We start from the raw sequence: 13,980 nt of genomic DNA, 5'->3' as shown, positions 1-13,980 counted from the left end.
TCTCAAAACATTATATACAGTTTTTTATCGATTTTAAACACTTTTACCAAAATTAATCAAGGGACTTTAACAAATTACCCATTTCAATTGCCGTAACAGCTGCCTCATAACCTTTATTTCCGGCTTTTGTTCCTGCTCTCTCAATAGCTTGCTCAATCGTCTCTGTTGTTAATACTCCAAAGACCACCGGAACACCTGTGGATAAGGATGCTTGCGAAACACCTTTGGCAGCTTCGTTACAAACATAATCATAATGTGTAGTAGCCCCTCTAATTACCGTTCCCAATGTAATTACAGCATCGTACTTACCGGATTCAGCTAATTTCTTTGCTACTAGAGGAAGTTCAAACGCTCCGGGTACCCATGCAACAGTTATATCGTTTTCCTCTACACCATGCCTTTTTAAACCATCTTCAGCTCCACCTAGAAGCTTTGATGTAATAAATTCATTAAATCTTGCTACAACGATTGCTACCTTTAATCCACTACCAATTAAATGACCTTCAAATGTATTCATATCTAATTCCTCCAATGTAATGTTACATAACCTTCTTTAAAAATGTAGGAAATGCCCTAGTTTTTCATATTTTGTTCGTAAATACTGTTCATTTTCTTCTCTTGATGGCATTTGTATAGGAACTCTGTCTTCAATTGTAAGACCATATCCTTCTAAGCCAGCAATTTTACGAGGATTATTTGTTAAAAGCTTCATTTTTTCGATACCAAGATCTTTTAAAATTTGTGCTCCAATCCCGTAATCTCTTAAATCTGGTGCAAAACCTAATTTTTCATTAGCCGCAACTGTATCATAGCCTTGTTCTTGAAGCTTGTAGGCTCTCATTTTATTAATTAATCCGATTCCTCTACCTTCCTGACGCATATACAAAAGAACCCCTTTTCCCTCTTTTTCAATTTGGGAAAGAGCTGCATGTAATTGTGGGCCACAATCACATCGGTAAGAACCGAATACATCTCCTGTTAAGCATTCAGAGTGAACTCTTACTAGAGTAGCTTCATCAGGGTTAATATCACCTTTTACAAAGGCCACATGCTCCTTCTCATCTAAAGAATTTGAATACCCAATGGCACGAAATGTTCCAAACTCAGTAGGTAATTCAATTTCAACCTCTCGATTAACAAGTTTTTCTCTGCGGTTTCGATATTGAATTAAATCCTTAATCGTGATAATTTTCAAATTAAACTCTTTTGCAATCGTTAGTAAATCAGGCACTCGAGCCATTGTACCATCTTCTTTAATAATTTCACATATAACTCCGCCTGGCTTTGCACCGCAAAGACGAGACAAGTCTACGGCAGCCTCAGTATGGCCCGCACGACGTAATACACCACCCTCTTTAGCTACTAACGGAAAGGTATGGCCTGGTCGTTTAAAATCAGATGGCTTTGAATCATCATCTAATAACGCTATAACTGTATCTGCACGCTCAAATGCACTAATTCCTGTTGTATTTGTTTTATGATCAACACTAACTGTAAAGGCAGTCCCATGAGGGTCTGTATTATGAGTAACCATAGGAGCAAGGCCTAGTTTTGTTGCTTGCTTTTCAGTAATTGGTACACATACAAGGCCCCGACCATGCTTAATCATAAAATTTATTGCTTCAGGAGTTACCCGATCGGCTAAAGAAACAAAGTCCCCTTCATTTTCTCGATCCTCATCATCTACAACAATAACGACTTTCCCTTCCCTAAGGTCTGTTATAGCTTCTTCGATAGTATGAAACATGATCATACCCCCCTCTATCTAATTATCCCGCTATGCAAATCCATTTTCTTTTAAAAATGATTGGCTTATTGAAGAATTTGTTTGGGCTGTTTGCTGAGTAACGAATTTCTTTATATATTTCCCAATCATATCACATTCAATGTTTACAATATCCCCTACACCCTTAGAACCAAGGATCGTTTCTTTTAAAGTGTGTGGAATGATTGAAATAACTACTTTGTCTTTTTCTAATCCAAAGATTGTTAAACTGATTCCATCAATTGTAATTGATCCTTTATGTATCAACGTATCTGTTAACTCCTGTGGTAATTGTAGTTCATAATAAACAGCATTGGATACTTGTTGCTTTTTCGCAATTTTCGCAATTCCGTCAACATGACCGGAAACAAAATGACCTCCGAAGCGTCCATTTGCTGCCATCGCTCTTTCTAAGTTAACTGGTGACCCTTGTTTTAATTGTGCTAAGGAAGTACTTCTAACTGTTTCAGGCATAACATCAACTGAAAAAGCCTGATCTGTATATTCTGTTACCGTTAAGCAAACACCATTTACAGCAATACTATCTCCTAAGGCTACATCATCTAAAATGTTCTTTGCACCTATTGAAAAGACAATGGCATCTTTAGAACTTTTTACGCTTAAAACTGTTCCAATTTCTTCAATAATTCCAGTAAACATAATGTTTCTATTCCTCCTTTCGTACAAATAAAAATCATATATTCCGTTACATTACCTTACTCAATGAGTAAAGAACAAAAAGCCCAAAGTCTAGAGACTTCGGGCTTAGTATTTTGAAAAATTGATATTTGAGTATGTCAAATAAGAGTATTAAGATTCTTTTTTTAAACAGAATTTAATACACCGCAAAAAGTTCGCGCAATTCTTCTCCCATCCAGACTGTAACTGTCGGCCCTAGACTCTCACTAGATCCACCGTTAACATTTGTTAACGGGTCACGGACTTAGAAGATACTTTTATATACCTTCAACACCGCCGGTAGGGAATTCCACCCTGCCCCGAAGAATGTAAAACGTGATATGAAGTTATAAATTTATTTTATCCGTATAATGTGAATGTTGCAATCCTTAAGTTTGATTTGAATTAATTATGTCGATAAAAAAGACTGTGCTAATTAATACACAGTCTTTTAAATCCTTCTATTCTTCGTATACTTTTACTTCTTTCATAACATCATTTGGCTTAATTTTGTAAACAGCTTCTAAATTGTCTGTTACTTTACCAAACACTGTATGAACACCGTTTAAATGTGGTTGTGGCTCATGAACGATGAAGAATTGGCTGCCGCCAGTATCTTTTCCTGCATGTGCCATAGACAATGACCCTGCTTCATGCTTATGAGGATTTCCTTGTGTTTCACATTTAATTGTGTAACCAGGTCCACCAGTACCAGTTCCACTTGGACAACCACCTTGTGCTACGAAACCTGGAATAACACGATGAAATGTTAATCCGTTATAAAATCCTTCGTTCGCTAATTTTTCAAAATTAGCAACTGTTCCTGGCGCTTCATTTGGATATAATTCTAATCCTAGTACATCGCCATTTTCCATTGTAATTTGTGCTTTTTTCATATGTATGAAACCTCCATTAAGTATAATCCGTCTAATAGACATGAACACCTACCTATTCTACTATAATCAAAGGAGGAACGCCAAATAGATCACTTAAATTCTTATAAAAACTTCACCTTTAACGTATTGACAAATATAAAAAAGATCTATAATAGATGAAGTAGAGTTGTTTTGTTCTAAAATTGTAAGGAGGCATTAACTTTGAAAAAATATGTTTTAAGTTTCGTTGCTTTTCTAATGATTGCTTTTCCATCACTAAGTTACGCAGATGCTGTAGTTGGTGATATGATTATTACTCTTGGAGAGAATTTAACTGAACAACAAAAACAAACAATATTGAATGAAATGAATGCAACTAAAGAGGATCAGGTTATTACTGTTTCAAATGAGGAAGAACACAAATATTTAGGTGATTATATTCCAAAAGCAACTATTGGAACAAAGGCGATCTCTTCTACCAGTATCGTGATTGAAGAAGCAGGTTCAGGTCTTGAGGTAAAAACGAAAAACATTAATTGGGTTACAGACGAAATGTATTTAAATGCATTAATGACAGCAGGAGTAAAAGATGCTTCTATCTATGTAACGGCTCCATTTGAAGTATCTGGTACTGCAGCTTTAACTGGTTTAATCAAGGCTTACGAAATCTCATCCGAAGAAGCTATTCCAGAAGATGTAAAGCAAGTTGCCAATGAAGAGCTTGTCACAACTGCTAAGCTTGGAGATGAAGTTGGAGCAGAAAATGCATCGGCTTTAATGGCAAAAATTAAAGATGAAATTGCTAAAAATGGTGTTCCTGAAACAGATGCAGAGCTACGTACTCTCATTGAAAACGCTGCAAACGAACTTGGAATTACTCTATCTGAAGCAGATATTAATAGTTTAATTGAGCTTTTCAATAAAATGAAGGACCTAAATATTGATTGGAATCAAGTAGGTCAGCAACTTGATCAAGCAAAAGATAAAATTTCTAATTTCCTTAACTCTGAGGAAGGTCAAACCTTTTTAAAACAACTAGAGGACTTTTTCGTTGCTCTATGGAATGCGATTATTTCCATTTTTACGAACGACGAACAAACAACTTAATAGTAATACATTAAAAAGAGCAGCTACTCTGGCTGCTCTTTTTTAATCCTTATTTTGTTACTTTAGACTTTAATGGTAAGTCATTTACAATAAGATCCTCAAAGCTTTCTCTTTTAACAACTAGCTGAGATTCACCATTTTCTACAAAAACTACGGCAGGACGAGGAATTCTATTATAATTGTTTGCCATTGAGTATCCATAAGCACCCGTACAGAATACAGCTAAAATATCATCCGGTTTCACCTCTGGTAAAGGTAAATCCCAAATTAACATATCTCCGCTTTCACAGCATTTTCCCGCAATTGACACAGGCTTATCATGTTTTTCTGTCACACGATTTGCTAATACGGCCTCATATTTTGCTTGATATAATGCCGGTCGGATATTATCACTCATACCACCATCAATAGCCACATATTGTCTAATGTTAGGAACTGTTTTTTGAGATCCGATTGTATATAAAGTTGTACCTGCATCTCCTACAAGTGAACGACCTGGCTCAATCCAAATTTCCGGCATACTAATGCCCATCTCACTTACTTGGGTTTTCACAGCGTCTACAATCTTTTCAACATAGAAAGTTGCTGGTAGTGGCTCATCTTCTTCTGTATAACGAATACCAAATCCACCACCTAGATTTACTACTTCAGGGGTAAACGAAAATCTTTCTTTCCATTCTTTGATTTTTTCAAAAACACGTTCTGCTGCCAAAACAAAGCCAGCTGTATCAAAAATTTGGGATCCGATATGACAATGAATACCTAATAAATGAATAGAATTAGATTTTAGTACAGAATCAATCGCTTGCTCCACTTGACCATTTAACAAACCAAAGCCAAACTTTGAATCCTCTTGACCAGTTGTAATATAGTCATGTGTATGCGCCTCTACACCAGGTGTAACACGTAATAATACAGGTACTTTACTACCTGCTTTATCCTTTGATATTTCTTCAATTAACTCAATTTCATAGAAATTATCAACTACAATACAGCCGACTCCATGGTCCAGTGCCATTTTGAGTTCAGCACGACTTTTATTGTTTCCATGAAGATGAATTCTAGAGGCAGGAAAACCTGATGCAACTGCAGTATATAACTCTCCTCCTGACACAACATCTAGCGACAAACCTTCTTCTTCAATTAACTGAAACATTGCAACTGATGAAAAAGCTTTACTCGCATATGCAACTTGAGCCTTTACACCCATTTTTTCAAAAGATTCTTTAAAACTTCTAGCACGTTCTCTAATTAATGCAACATCATACACGTACAAAGGTGTACCATATTCATTAGCTAACTGAATCGTATCTACTCCGCCTATTTCTAAATGTCCCTTATCATTTATCTTACTAGTTCCATGTAAGAACAAATTGTATCCCCTCTTTCTACAGCTAGGCTCTTTTTTATCTTATAGACTATTAATTAGTAAATATATAATAGGCCTTGTTAGGTATTTACAAGGAAAAAAAGACAGTTAACACCAGCTGGTCATTAACTGTCTGTTATAAAATTTCCTGCATGAAATTAAACATACAATATCATAAAAGAGGGGTTCTTTCAATGTCACTTTACCCTATTTCGGCTGTTTTTTTACATTTTGAGGGTGCACAATGCTTGGTCTTAGCTTCGCACCTGGTACAGATGTCCTAATAATGATTTGCCACAAGGCTTTTGCATTAAATGGTAGAAATGGCCATAAGTAAGGTGTGTTTAATGAACGGATACTTGCTAGAAGAAGTACAAACAATGTACATCCAATTACAAACCCCTCTAACTGAAAGGCTGCAACAGCAATTAATAGAACTAACCTCGCTATCTTATTTGCTAAACTAAGCTCATAACTTGGTGTTGCAAAGGATCCAATTGCTGCGACCGCAACATACAGAATAACCTCAGGAACGAATAAGCCTACATCTATCGCAATTTGTCCAATTAACGCGGTTGCTATTAAGCCCATAGCTGTAGAGAGAGATGTTGGTGTGTGTATAGCTGCCATTCTTAGAAACTCTATACCAAAATCAGCAAGGAAAATTTGAACAACAATTGGTATATTTTTTTGTTCATTGGGACCTATAAAAGCAATTTCCTTTGGTAATAAAGAAGGTTCCTGTACAAATAGAAACCATAGTGGCAGTAAGAAGATAGACGCGACAATTCCTAAAAATCGAACCCATCTAAGAAAAGTACCAACAGCTGGTGCTTGACGATACTCCTCTGCATGCTGTACATGATGAAACATTGTAGTAGGAGTAATAATGACACTCGGTGAGGTATCAACAAGAATCAATACATGTCCTTCCAGCAAATGATTTGCGGCAACATCCGCTCTTTCCGTATATCTTACTAAAGGATAAGGATTAAATCCTTGGTGTACCAGAAACTCTTCTACTGTTTTGTCTGCCATGGTAATACCGTCAATTTCAATTGCTTCTAGTTCCTGTTTAATTGTCTTGACTAATTCAGGATTGGCAACGTCCTTTACATATGCAACACAAACATCTGTCTTTGATCGTTCCCCAATCTGCATAATTTCATAGCGAAGTCGCTCATCCCTTATCCTTCTTCGAATTAATCCCGTGTTAACAATGATGTTTTCTACAAATCCATCTCTAGCACCACGGACAATTTTTTCAGTATCAGGCTCCTGTGGCTGTCTTCCGGGATAGCTTCTTACATCTGCGGCAAGAGCATAGTCAATGCCTTCGATAAAAAATAAAATAAGGCCGGATAAAAGTTGATCAACTGCATCATCTAATGATTTAACCTTAGAAACTGATTGGTTTACAATTCGATTTTCTAAGATTTCCTTAAACTTTATGTGATCTACTTCATCATCACTTATTGATGTTATCTTTTTTAATATCTCTGTAATGTATTTTGTATCACATAGACCATTTAAAAAATACATATTCACTTGAAAATCTAATACTTGAAGCTTTCGTATTCCAATATCAAATGACGTATTAAGACCTGCATGTTCAATAAAAAACTTTTCATTCTCAGCAAGGTTTCCAGATATCGGATATTTCTTTTCCTTAGTCTCCGTTGCCACGATATCCGCTCCTTTCTAATATTACTTCCACTGCCTTTAAAGTTATTGGGCACCCGTTTTTCACACTATCCTTCCGTGCCATTTTTCCTATGTCGCCAATCCCAACAATAATAGGAACATTTAACTGATCTAAACAATACACGGTGTCCCCGCTTATTCTTCCAAGTTCAAGATCTTTTAGTCCACTTTTGTCAACACCATACTCTGTTAATTCACCAAATCGGTCAATACTTACGTCAACCCGTGTCCATTCCGTCTGGTGTGTTTTTGATGCAACAGCAATAATACCAAGCACTTCTATATTAGGATGTTCTGCTACATACTTTAAAGCTACCTCTCCAGCTCCTTCTCCTAATAAACCACAGTCATCAAACATGACAAAAACAGGGTCATTATTAGCCTGGAGAATAAGCTGAACAATTTGTGACCCACTTAAGGTCGTTGGATTACCCTGTGTTTGCGAAATTGTTCTTCCACCTATTTCAGATGCTACATATTCAATTGTTCTTGCAGCATACTCATCTCCATCTGTAACAAGGATGACCCTTCGTTTATTTGTCAATGTTTACCCTATCCTTTCGGTTTAAAGATAAGTGCCATAATAAATGCAAATAGAATTGCTGCTGATATACCTGCAGATGTTAACTCAAAAATTCCGATTCCGATTCCAATAAAACCATGTTCTTTTGCTTGTTCCATAGCTCCATGAAGCAGTGAATGCCCAAAGCTTGTAATCGGTACAGTTGCACCTGCCCCGGCAAATTCAATGAACTTGTCATAAACCCCAAATCCATCTAGAATTGCACCTGTTACAACAAATGAACTCATTACATGAGCTGGAGTAAGCTTTACAAAATCTAATAGAAGTTGTCCAATTACACAAATGGCACCACCTACAACAAATGCCCATAAATACTCCATTAGTTGCTCACTCCTTTATCAGCTCTTTCGAATACAACTCCGTGTGCTATGGTTGGAATTGATTCTTTTTGTTGAATCATCGTTGGGCTTAATAATGCACCAGTTGCTACAACAAATACACGATCTAAATTTCCTTGTTTAAGTTCTTCAAAAATGTGACTGTATGTGACTACAGCTGAGCAACCACACCCACTTCCACCAGCAAATACTTTCTGATCAGGTCGATATACCAATAATCCGCAATCATTATGTTTATTATGAACATCATATCCTTCTTCTTTTAGAAGCTCTTTAACAATAGGACTACCTACACCCGATAAATCGCCTGTAAGAAATAAATCATAATCATCAGGTGTACGGTTTAAATCTTTTAAATGCTGAGCAATTGTATCTGCAGCTGCCGGTGCCATTGCTGAGCCCATATCAAAAGGATCTTTAATTCCCAGATCAGCAACCTTCCCTATAGTTGCTGCAGTAATTTTTATATTACTGACTTCTTTACTTATTAAAACAGCCCCTGATCCGGTTACTGTAAAGGTAGCTGTATCTGGTTTTTGTCCTCCATACTCAGTTGGATAACGAAACTGTCTTTCAGCGGTTGCATTATGACTACTTGTTGCAGCAATAACATTACTTGCAAAACCTCCGTCAACTAAAGCAGAACCTAAAGCAACGGTCTCCATTGACGTTGAACATGCTCCGAACATACATAAAAATGGAAGACTTAAATGTCGTGCAACATAATTTGAAGTTACATTTTGATTGAGTAAATCCCCAGCTAAAAATAAATCAACATCATCTGTCGTTTTATTTCCTTTTTTAAGACATTGTTCAATTGCTTGCTCCATTAATCTTCTTTCTGCTAATTCCCAATTATCTTCACCACAGTGAAGTTCCTTATGTTTGATATCGAAACCTTTCCCTAGAGGTCCTTCTGCTTCCATTGGACCAACAGCTGTTCCACTTGAGTGAACAAATAATGGATTTTCAAATTGCCAAGTTTGTTTACCAGTTAGTTTCAAAATATCCACCCCACCTTAGAAAGATAAACCGTAAAAATAGCGAATGATTCCAACAACGTAAGCTGCTACAACACCAAATACGATAACGCTTCCTGCAAGTTTAAACATATTTGTTGCAACCCCTAGCACAATTCCTTCACTTCTATGCTCAATGGCAGCACTTGTCATGGAATTAGCGAAACCCGTTATAGGAACTGCTGAGCCTGCTCCAGCAAATTGTCCCAGCTTGTCATAAATACCAAATCCCGTCAACAAAGCAGAAATTAAAATCAGTGTCCCAGCTGTGGGATTTCCAGCATCTTTTTGAGAGAAATCAAATACATTAATATAGAAATTTTGAATACCTTGTCCACATAGACAAATAAACCCACCAACTAAGAATGCTTTTATGCAATTTAGTAGATATGGTGGTTTAGGCTGATAATTTTTAATTTGATTTTTATAATCATCTTTCATTTTTGCCATCGTCATTACCCTCCTTAATGATTAACAAAATAAACCCAATGAAATAGTGATCCAACAATTTTCCCAAATACAATTGCCATTAATAAAATGACAATCTTTTCTCCCAAGCCAATTCTTTTTGCTAAAATAGGAAAAACATTCAAAACCTCTGTTAACGCTGCTGCTAACATTCCAATAAATACCCCGCATAAAAGTCCAATTGGAATCAACCATAGCTCAGATTGAAAAAGGGTAGTATCCCTTAAACTAATCCATCCCGTTATAACAGTTCCTAAAATAATTGCCCCTTCATAGACGTGAATGTACTGGTATGTCTTTGTTAACTGTGTTAATCTTGGGATGATTCCAAGCACTGCTAAGAATGCAACATACCCCGAACCTACAACAAGGCCGCCAGATAAACCAATAATGATCAGAATAATATTATTTAGAATCATCATTTTTTCCGTTTATATTCTCTTTATTTTCATTCATGGCAACATACTGATCCAGGTCCAGTTGATAATTAAAGATCTCTACTTCTAAGGGGCTTGGTTCTTCATTAATTCTTTTCTTAAACAAATGATTAAAAAACAAAACCATTCCTAAACCTAAACCAAGTGAATAAGGAATTTGTAAAATTAATGGTTGTGCATTTTCTTTTCCAGTGACAATTTTATAAATCCGCTGATGAACAGCTTGCATGCTTACATCTTCATGAAAGTTCATAATTGCAAGACCTGCTCCAATAAAAAGCAGAAGCCATACTAGACAAAATAAAAGCGGAGAAAGCTTCTTTTTTTGGTACATAATTTCTACTATCGTTTGAGTAGCTCCAATTGCCTGTACGTCTATTTGGCGGTCATATTTATGTATTTCTCTTAAAACATGCATAACATCAATAACCACCATATTTTTATCGCTAAGCTGAATTTTGTGAATAACAATTTTATTTAATTTTTCGGTCAACTCCTTATCGCCGACAACTAGTGCAATTTTATCAATTGTGATGACATCGTTAGAATGTACTTGAATGCGGTGACGAAGTCTAATGTATACCGTCTTTTCCATCAAGAGTCACTTCCTAATGATTGTTTTTAGTTCATTTACATTTAATGATTGTTATATGTAGTATGCATTGCCTTATTTTAATCATGCAGATCTGTCTATAAGTCCAACAATTACCATCTGTGAAAATTCAAATAAAAAAGAGGAAAACATTGTTTAATCAATGTCTTCCTCTTTTTTAAACTTGATTCATTTTATCTTTCATTTGCTGCAATATTTTCTTTTCCAACCTTGATACTTGAACTTGGGAAATCCCTAGTCGATCAGCCACCTCGGATTGGGTTTGATCCTTATAATAACGTAAAAAGACGATAAGCCTTTCTCGTTCATCTAAGTCTCGTATTGCATCCTTTAAAACCAATTTATCAAACCATTTTGTTTCTGTATTATCAGCAATCTGATCTAACAAAGTAATAGGATCTCCGTCATTTTCGTAAACTGTTTCATGTATGGAAGAAGGTGCTCTTACCGCTTCCTGAGCTAGCACAACGTCCTCAGGTGATATATCCAGGTGGTTTGCAATTTCTGCAACTGTCGGTACCTTCCCCAACGTTTTTGACAATTCATCTCTTGCTCGTCGTATTTTATTTCCTAATTCCTTCAATGAACGGCTTACTTTAACCGTTCCATCATCGCGGATAAATCGTTGAATTTCCCCAATAATCATTGGCACAGCATAGGTAGAAAACCTTACATCATATGATAAATCAAATTTATCAACAGATTTTAATAAACCAATACTTCCAATTTGGAACAAGTCATCAGGTTCATATCCACGATTCAAAAATCGTTGAACTACAGACCAAACTAGACGCATGTTTTTTTGAATAATTAAATCACGTGCCTCTTGGTCCCCTTCTTGACTACGACGAATTAATTCCTTCACTTCATGGTCTTTTAACTGTGTATTTGATTGATCGTTCTTGACCTCCACATCCATAGCAAGTCTCCCTTTAATTGCATAAAGCTTTACTTTTCGATAAGTGTTTTGTCAATCTAACAGTAGTTCCTCTTGTAGCTGATGATTCGACTGTAATTTCATCCATAAAGTTTTCCATAATGGTAAAGCCCATTCCTGATCTTTCAAGTTCAGGCTTCGTTGTATAAAGAGGTTGTCTCGCCTCTTCAATATCAGCAATACCTATTCCTTCATCACGGATCGTTAATTGAACAATCCCATCTTCTAACGTAGCAGAAATGTAAACAATCCCACTTGGATCATTATCATATCCATGAATGATGGCATTAGTAACAGCCTCTGAGACAACTGTCTTAATCTCGGTTAACTCATCCATTGTTGGATCCAGTTGAGCAATAAAAGACGCAACCGTTACCCTTGCAAATGATTCATTCTGACTAAGCGCTGAAAATTGAAGGTTCATTTCATTTCTCATGATGCCACCCCCAACGTTTGTAACGCTTTATGCTCGTCTTCTTCTAATCGAATAATCTTAAATAAACCAGACATATCAAATAATCGTTTGACTGCAGGTGAAATTGCACAAACAACCATCTCTCCACCTGAAGCCTTAATTTGTTTGTATCTACCAAGAATTACGCCCAAACCTGAGCTATCCATAAATGATAAATTCTCTAAATTTAATACAATATGCTGGATCTGATTTGCTGCAAGAGTTTCCGTCACCTTCGTACGTAATTCTTCTGCCGCATGATGATCAAGCTCACCTGAGAGTCGTATACAAAGTACTGCTTCTTTTACATCAAGTTCAATCGCTAGACTCAAGGTTTTACCCCTCCTTAATTTCTGGATAAGAGTCAATTCTTGATTGAACTTTTAATTTCCTGCTTGATGACAAAACTAGTTATATTTCGTCAACATTAGCTAGACTTTGTAAAATTACCCATTACCCGCTTAAATAATGTCCACCAGCTGGCCTCATCAATATCTTTCTCCGCTACTAGTTCACTTTCAGCTATAACTTTACCGTCTTTCACTAGTTGAAGAGACCCAAGTTCATCACCTTTTTTTACAGGAGCTTTGATGTCTTTTTTCATCACTATTTCCTGTTTAACATCATCTACCTTTTCACCCTTTTTCGTAAGGACTGAAATAGGTTCTGATGTCATTACATTCACTTCTTTATCGCTACCCTTACTAACTTTTGTTTTTGTCAGTAAATGATCTTTCTCAAACAAGGGATGTGTCTGATACTGACTAAATGCATAATCTAACATCTTTGTAACTTGTGCATTCCGGTCTTTTGGTGTATCTGCACCAAATACCACAGCAATGACTCGCATATTATCTTTTTTAGCTGTAGCTGTTAAGCAATATTTCGCTTCATTCGTAAATCCTGTTTTAACTCCATCGACTCCCTGATAGAACTTAACCAGTCGATTTGTATTAACAAGCCAAAACTTTTTATCAGTTCCTTCACGTAAATAATCCTCATACTTACCTGTGAAATTTGTAATCTCTTCGTATTTTAATAGTTCCTTTGCCATTAAGGCCATATCATGTGCGGAACTATAGTGATCAGCTTCTGGTAAGCCTGTCGGATTTTTGAAGTGTGTATTTTTTAGTCCTAAGTCTTCAACTTTTTTGTTCATCATATTGACAAATTCATCTACTGAACCAGCGATTTTTTCTGCCATCGCGACTGAGGCATCATTACCTGATCCAATAGCAATTCCTTTTAACATTTGTTCAACAGTCATTTCTTCTCCTGGCTCAAGGAAGATTTGTGAGCCCCCCATAGAAGCAGCATATTCACTTGTACGAACTTTTTCATCCCATGTAATCTGATTTTTATCCAGCGCTTCCATAATAAGAAGCATTGTCATAATCTTTGTCATACTCGCAGGAGGCAATTTTTCATCACTGTTTTTATCGTAAAGGATTGTTCCTGTATCTCGTTCGATTAAAACAGCTGATTTTGCTTTATCTGCTAATTCAGCAGTCGTAGATTCATTGGCAAGTGCCATTGGTGTTACAGAAAGAAGCATTGTTATAAGTGTCAAACACGAAATTATCCGTTTCATTTCATAAGCCCTCCATTCTTTATACTTTCCATTTTTTCCAGC

17 protein-coding genes and 1 riboswitch are annotated in these 13,980 nt (G+C 36.3%); of the genes, 1 reads left to right on the top strand and 16 read right to left on the bottom strand.

Going from position 1 to position 13,980, the window contains the following annotated elements:
• Nucleotides 1–52: 52 nt before the first annotated feature.
• The 4 genes from ribH to COD11_RS12250 all read right to left on the bottom strand — a co-directional run bounded on the left by ribH (nt 53) and on the right by COD11_RS12250 (nt 3,339).
• Nucleotides 53–517, bottom strand: coding sequence for a 6,7-dimethyl-8-ribityllumazine synthase (gene ribH / locus COD11_RS12265; protein WP_098797209.1), 465 nt, complete (start codon nt 515–517; stop codon nt 53–55).
• A 36-nt stretch (nt 518–553) separates the two neighbouring features.
• The gene (locus COD11_RS12260) at nt 554–1,747 is read right to left on the bottom strand and encodes a bifunctional 3,4-dihydroxy-2-butanone-4-phosphate synthase/GTP cyclohydrolase II (protein ID WP_098797208.1); all 1,194 of its coding nucleotides are present in this window, start codon (nt 1,745–1,747) and stop codon (nt 554–556) included.
• A 30-nt stretch (nt 1,748–1,777) separates the two neighbouring features.
• Nucleotides 1,778–2,425 carry a riboflavin synthase gene (gene ribE, locus COD11_RS12255; protein ID WP_098797207.1) on the bottom strand — a complete coding sequence of 216 codons (648 nt, stop codon included), beginning with the start codon at nt 2,423–2,425 and terminating at the stop codon, nt 1,778–1,780.
• Nucleotides 2,426–2,623: 198 nt separating this feature from the next.
• Nucleotides 2,624–2,775, bottom strand: a riboswitch (FMN riboswitch).
• A gap of 129 nt (nt 2,776–2,904) precedes the next feature.
• Nucleotides 2,905–3,339: a peptidylprolyl isomerase gene (locus COD11_RS12250; RefSeq protein WP_098797206.1), complete on the bottom strand. Its 435-nt coding sequence runs from the start codon at nt 3,337–3,339 to the stop codon at nt 2,905–2,907.
• Between the two features lie 201 nt (nt 3,340–3,540).
• Here COD11_RS12250 and COD11_RS12245 point away from each other — a divergent pair, with 201 nt between their 5' ends.
• On the top strand, nt 3,541–4,425 hold the full coding sequence (locus COD11_RS12245) for a DUF1002 domain-containing protein (protein WP_231307833.1): 885 nt from the start codon (nt 3,541–3,543) through the stop codon (nt 4,423–4,425).
• A 49-nt stretch (nt 4,426–4,474) separates the two neighbouring features.
• Here the strand turns inward: COD11_RS12245 and lysA are convergent, their stop codons facing one another.
• The 12 genes from lysA to COD11_RS12185 form a co-directional block, all read right to left on the bottom strand.
• Nucleotides 4,475–5,797 carry a diaminopimelate decarboxylase gene (lysA, locus tag COD11_RS12240; RefSeq protein ID WP_098797205.1) on the bottom strand — a complete coding sequence of 441 codons (1,323 nt, stop codon included), beginning with the start codon at nt 5,795–5,797 and terminating at the stop codon, nt 4,475–4,477.
• A gap of 204 nt (nt 5,798–6,001) precedes the next feature.
• Nucleotides 6,002–7,480: a spore germination protein gene (locus tag COD11_RS12235; RefSeq protein ID WP_098797204.1), complete on the bottom strand. Its 1,479-nt coding sequence runs from the start codon at nt 7,478–7,480 to the stop codon at nt 6,002–6,004.
• Nucleotides 7,464–8,042, bottom strand: coding sequence for a stage V sporulation protein SpoVABEA (gene spoVAEA / locus COD11_RS12230; RefSeq protein ID WP_098797203.1), 579 nt, complete (start codon nt 8,040–8,042; stop codon nt 7,464–7,466). The genes COD11_RS12235 and spoVAEA overlap by 17 nt, the downstream gene beginning before the upstream one ends.
• A gap of 8 nt (nt 8,043–8,050) precedes the next feature.
• Entirely contained in the window at nt 8,051–8,401 is a 351-nt protein-coding gene (spoVAE, locus tag COD11_RS12225) for a stage V sporulation protein AE (protein ID WP_098797202.1), read from the bottom strand.
• Nucleotides 8,401–9,423 carry a stage V sporulation protein AD gene (gene spoVAD, locus COD11_RS12220; protein WP_098797201.1) on the bottom strand — a complete coding sequence of 341 codons (1,023 nt, stop codon included), beginning with the start codon at nt 9,421–9,423 and terminating at the stop codon, nt 8,401–8,403. Before spoVAD ends, spoVAE begins: the two co-directional genes overlap by 1 nt.
• Nucleotides 9,424–9,438: 15 nt before the next feature.
• Nucleotides 9,439–9,888 carry a stage V sporulation protein AC gene (gene spoVAC / locus COD11_RS12215; protein ID WP_098797200.1) on the bottom strand — a complete coding sequence of 150 codons (450 nt, stop codon included), beginning with the start codon at nt 9,886–9,888 and terminating at the stop codon, nt 9,439–9,441.
• A 14-nt stretch (nt 9,889–9,902) separates the two neighbouring features.
• Entirely contained in the window at nt 9,903–10,325 is a 423-nt protein-coding gene (locus COD11_RS12210; RefSeq protein WP_098797236.1) for a stage V sporulation protein AB, read from the bottom strand.
• Nucleotides 10,312–10,938: a stage V sporulation protein AA gene (locus COD11_RS12205; RefSeq protein WP_098797199.1), complete on the bottom strand. Its 627-nt coding sequence runs from the start codon at nt 10,936–10,938 to the stop codon at nt 10,312–10,314. Before COD11_RS12205 ends, COD11_RS12210 begins: the two co-directional genes overlap by 14 nt.
• A gap of 175 nt (nt 10,939–11,113) precedes the next feature.
• Nucleotides 11,114–11,875, bottom strand: a complete 762-nt coding sequence (gene sigF, locus COD11_RS12200) for an RNA polymerase sporulation sigma factor SigF (protein ID WP_098797198.1) — start codon at nt 11,873–11,875, stop codon at nt 11,114–11,116.
• A 13-nt stretch (nt 11,876–11,888) separates the two neighbouring features.
• Nucleotides 11,889–12,329, bottom strand: coding sequence for an anti-sigma F factor (gene spoIIAB, locus COD11_RS12195; protein ID WP_098797197.1), 441 nt, complete (start codon nt 12,327–12,329; stop codon nt 11,889–11,891).
• Nucleotides 12,326–12,679, bottom strand: a complete 354-nt coding sequence (gene spoIIAA / locus COD11_RS12190; RefSeq protein WP_098797196.1) for an anti-sigma F factor antagonist — start codon at nt 12,677–12,679, stop codon at nt 12,326–12,328. Before spoIIAA ends, spoIIAB begins: the two co-directional genes overlap by 4 nt.
• A gap of 95 nt (nt 12,680–12,774) precedes the next feature.
• Nucleotides 12,775–13,938: a D-alanyl-D-alanine carboxypeptidase family protein gene (locus COD11_RS12185; RefSeq protein ID WP_098797195.1), complete on the bottom strand. Its 1,164-nt coding sequence runs from the start codon at nt 13,936–13,938 to the stop codon at nt 12,775–12,777.
• Nucleotides 13,939–13,980: the final 42 nt, after the last annotated feature.

Source organism: Bacillus sp. AFS040349 (assembly GCF_002577655.1).
Lineage (GTDB): Bacteria > Bacillota > Bacilli > Bacillales > Bacillaceae > Metabacillus.
The sequence above is the reverse complement of the archived record's forward strand: the minus strand, read 5'-3'. Positions and strand labels throughout refer to the sequence as shown.

Excerpts from the sequence above, each read along its gene's own strand:
- ribH (WP_098797209.1), bottom strand. The coding sequence starts at position 517 with ATGAATACATTTGAAGGTCATTTAATTGGTAGTGGATTAAAGGTAGCA.
- COD11_RS12260 (WP_098797208.1), bottom strand. The coding sequence starts at position 1,747 with ATGTTTCATACTATCGAAGAAGCTATAACAGACCTTAGGGAAGGGAAA.
- ribE (WP_098797207.1), bottom strand. The coding sequence starts at position 2,425 with ATGTTTACTGGAATTATTGAAGAAATTGGAACAGTTTTAAGCGTAAAA.
- COD11_RS12250 (WP_098797206.1), bottom strand. The coding sequence starts at position 3,339 with ATGAAAAAAGCACAAATTACAATGGAAAATGGCGATGTACTAGGATTA.
- spoVAE (WP_098797202.1), bottom strand. The coding sequence starts at position 8,401 with ATGGAGTATTTATGGGCATTTGTTGTAGGTGGTGCCATTTGTGTAATT.
- spoVAC (WP_098797200.1), bottom strand. The coding sequence starts at position 9,888 with ATGGCAAAAATGAAAGATGATTATAAAAATCAAATTAAAAATTATCAG.
- COD11_RS12210 (WP_098797236.1), bottom strand. The coding sequence starts at position 10,325 with ATGATTCTAAATAATATTATTCTGATCATTATTGGTTTATCTGGCGGC.
- COD11_RS12205 (WP_098797199.1), bottom strand. The coding sequence starts at position 10,938 with ATGGAAAAGACGGTATACATTAGACTTCGTCACCGCATTCAAGTACAT.
- sigF (WP_098797198.1), bottom strand. The coding sequence starts at position 11,875 with ATGGATGTGGAGGTCAAGAACGATCAATCAAATACACAGTTAAAAGAC.
- spoIIAB (WP_098797197.1), bottom strand. The coding sequence starts at position 12,329 with ATGAGAAATGAAATGAACCTTCAATTTTCAGCGCTTAGTCAGAATGAA.
- COD11_RS12185 (WP_098797195.1), bottom strand. The coding sequence starts at position 13,938 with ATGAAACGGATAATTTCGTGTTTGACACTTATAACAATGCTTCTTTCT.